The following is a 2,812-nucleotide window of genomic DNA, read 5'->3' on the forward strand; positions in this document are numbered from 1 at the left end:
CGGCCTTTCGCCCCAGGCAATGAACCTGTCAGAAAAACCCTCCGATAAACACAATCGTTCCGACCATATATCCGTAAAGGTTTAAATCAACATGTGTCAACATTCTAGTGCCAATAAAAGAAAGAATAGCTAATGCTGTAACAGATAAAAACATCGACTTGGCAAAATGAGATGCAAACGCATTGTTTAATGTGTTTCCCGTTTTTTGGTTGACTGCGGCTTTTGCCTGCATATTAACTCCTCCTCATTCACAAACAATTACCTTAACCTTATTGTAAAAGCGGGAGGAGTTTTTCAATATCAGGGAACTTCCCCATTAGAGGGGGGAAATTCCCCTATCTTTAAGAAAGGATATTAAATGAGCATGTTGTTGCAGAGTTGTGTCAACTAAAAAAAGACCTTCTCAAAGGTCTTTGCAGAAAAATTGAAACTTTTTCCAAAATCAGGCGTATTTCTAATAAGGAGGCGGAATTATGAAAAAAAATATATTTATATTGTTTATTACATTAGCTGCAGAAGCTCTGATTACCCTGATCGCTTCAAGTGCCTTTTCAATCCGATTCATCGAAATCATGTTTTTTTCAGGTGTGGTTTTTACAGCTTTGACCGTATGGTTTTCAAGCACCGGCGGTATAGTGACGAGGTTTATGGACAGCACCGCAAGTGCCATGACAGGATTCTTATCTGAAAAGGGAGGAGTTCAGCTTTAGGCCTAATTATGCTGTTCTCGGCTCGGTTATCTTTTTACTTATTGGTCTTGTATTCTTTATCTTACTGTTAACAAATGTCATTCCTCCAATTTAAGCATTATGGTACAATCATGAAAAGGAGTTGGTCATATGGCTAAATCAGCTGCGAAGAAGTTAAGGGAAAAAGCAGTACGTGAGGGAAAAAGAAACCCTGAGTGCAATCGAAGCCCATTTGCGTATGCGGACATGCGCACAAGGAAAACAAAAACCAAAAAAGAACAATTATACAGGAGCAAATATAAGAACCGTTATTCTGATGAAAACAGAACAGACGGTTCTTTTTTTATGTATTCTCTTTTCAAAACCGACCAGTCCGATTAAAGACCGGTCACATTTTTCCGATTATAAAATTCCCATCCCTTCTATATGTCTCCGGGCTTCTTCATCACCGAGTTCATAAATCATTTTATATATGCCTTCCATGGATGCATCATATTCATCATTTTTGGACTCCTTGTGGTATTCCAGGAAAGGGACATGTGCACGGGCAAATGTTTTTAGATCTGCATCATAATTCTCATTAATGTATTCATTTAACTGAGCCAGTTCTTCATCTGTGGCAAAAATTCTAAACTGCCATTCGGCTGTCTTCAACCGGTTCTGTGTAGATCTGCGCATTTTCAATATCTATATAATATGTTTTTTTTGTCTGGTCCATTGTTTTTCATCTCCTCTATCTTTTATACGGTATTTACCACAATCTGAGGCAGTTTAACCATTTAATATTCAATGACATTTTAAGACACTTGTTGGGCATGATATAGCTGTGCAATACAAGGAAGGCGGCACAAAAAATGAATCTTTTCGGGAGGTATACAATGGGTATTTTAAGCGGAAATCCAAAGGACGAGCCTTTGCATTATGGCGAGGTTTATAGCACATGGTCTTACTTGCTGGCAGGAAAGGGAATGGCCTCTGCCTATCAAACGATGCTTAGCCACTCTGGGGATGGGGACTTGAAAAAAATGCTTGAAGAAGCCATCCGCCTCTGCAAGCAGGAACAGGAGCAAATTGAGGAGATGCTAAAGGAAAACGGGATCGCCCTTCCTCCCTCACCTCCTGACAGACCTGAAGCTTGTGTAAACGATATTCCTGCTGGCGCCAGATTTATGGATCCTGAAGTTGCTCGAAGGTGCTGAAGCGTTGAAACCTTTGTCCTCTCTTAACCTTAGCAATACGTAACTGAACGAAGTAACAGGACAAAACAATAGCATTACGAATCGCTAAAGGTTAATGACGGTTAGATTCACCTCTTACACAGCACCTAGCGGGAAAACGAATGCTTTTACCACCATCTTCGATTACTTGAACAAACTCGTAATCGCCTCGATAGTAAGCCATGCATTCGTCATAGCTTAAAGATAAATAAAAATAGTACTCTATCATTTATGCGTTTAATGCCTTATCCACTTTTTCAAATAAGTCATCACTCAAGTTATCAATTCTCGCAATACGCTGTAACTGAGCCTGTATTAATTGCTGACGGGAGCTGTCATAACGTTTCCATGACATAAACGGCGTCACCATTCTCGAGGCATTCTGTGGGTTAATTGCATTTAGCTCAATTAATAAATCTGCAAGTAGTTCATAGCCCTTTCCATCAATACGATGGAATTGAGCAGGATTACTGCGCGCAAATTGACCAACTAAAGCGCGCACTCGGTTTGGATTTGATTTATCGAAACAAGGGTGATCATATAAAGACTTTATTAAGTCAATCGCGCCATCATTATCTGTAGTCGCTTGAAGTGCAAACCATTTATCCATGACTAAAGCATCATGTTGCCATTGCGCATCGAATTGTGAAATGAAACTGTTCAGTAATTTCATGATTGGCATTTTTTACCGCTTTAACGTATAATTTGAGTGTCATATTGTCTTGCTGGCTATTTAACAAAGTAACCAATCGTTACCTCATCATTTTCAATAAGTGCCAAATAATACAGTGCCGTTGCTTTTAAGCTCCTGGCTGCAACCGCATTAGAGGTGCTGTGTAAGAGGTGAATCTCTGAACCGTCGTTAACCTTAGCATATGTAACTGGTTAAGTACGTTAACATAACAC

The 2,812-nt window shown here is 39.5% G+C and carries 7 protein-coding genes; 3 read left to right on the forward strand and 4 right to left on the reverse strand.

What is annotated here, in order from left to right:
- Positions 1 to 28: 28 nt before the first annotated feature.
- Entirely contained in the window at positions 29 to 232 is a 204-nt protein-coding gene (locus ACXAC4_RS27515; protein WP_475168407.1) for a hypothetical protein, read from the reverse strand.
- A gap of 241 nt (positions 233 to 473) precedes the next feature.
- On the opposite strand from ACXAC4_RS27515, the gene ACXAC4_RS27520 reads away from it, so the two are divergent.
- Both ACXAC4_RS27520 and ACXAC4_RS27525 read left to right on the forward strand, forming a co-directional pair.
- A complete protein-coding gene (locus ACXAC4_RS27520; RefSeq protein ID WP_475168410.1) occupies positions 474 to 710 on the forward strand; it encodes a hypothetical protein in 237 nt (78 codons plus the stop codon).
- A 129-nt stretch (positions 711 to 839) separates the two neighbouring features.
- Complete coding sequence (locus ACXAC4_RS27525; protein ID WP_475168412.1) at positions 840 to 1,070, forward strand: hypothetical protein; 231 nt, start codon at positions 840 to 842, stop codon at positions 1,068 to 1,070.
- Between the two features lie 21 nt (positions 1,071 to 1,091).
- Here ACXAC4_RS27525 and ACXAC4_RS27530 read toward each other — a convergent pair whose 3' ends face one another.
- Positions 1,092 to 1,343, reverse strand: coding sequence for a hypothetical protein (locus ACXAC4_RS27530; protein WP_475168413.1), 252 nt, complete (start codon positions 1,341 to 1,343; stop codon positions 1,092 to 1,094).
- Positions 1,344 to 1,567: 224 nt separating this feature from the next.
- Here ACXAC4_RS27530 and ACXAC4_RS27535 point away from each other — a divergent pair, with 224 nt between their 5' ends.
- A complete protein-coding gene (locus ACXAC4_RS27535; RefSeq protein ID WP_475168416.1) occupies positions 1,568 to 1,888 on the forward strand; it encodes a DUF3231 family protein in 321 nt (106 codons plus the stop codon).
- A 91-nt stretch (positions 1,889 to 1,979) separates the two neighbouring features.
- Here the strand turns inward: ACXAC4_RS27535 and ACXAC4_RS27540 are convergent, their stop codons facing one another.
- Together ACXAC4_RS27540 and ACXAC4_RS27545 are read right to left on the reverse strand one after the other, a co-directional pair.
- Positions 1,980 to 2,135: a DUF2835 family protein gene (locus ACXAC4_RS27540; protein ID WP_475168417.1), complete on the reverse strand. Its 156-nt coding sequence runs from the start codon at positions 2,133 to 2,135 to the stop codon at positions 1,980 to 1,982.
- On the reverse strand, positions 2,136 to 2,579 hold the full coding sequence (locus ACXAC4_RS27545) for an aminopeptidase N C-terminal domain-containing protein (RefSeq protein WP_475168418.1): 444 nt from the start codon (positions 2,577 to 2,579) through the stop codon (positions 2,136 to 2,138).
- Positions 2,580 to 2,812 lie beyond the last annotated feature (233 nt).

Source organism: Pseudoalteromonas sp. AWM4_233 (assembly GCF_056158285.1).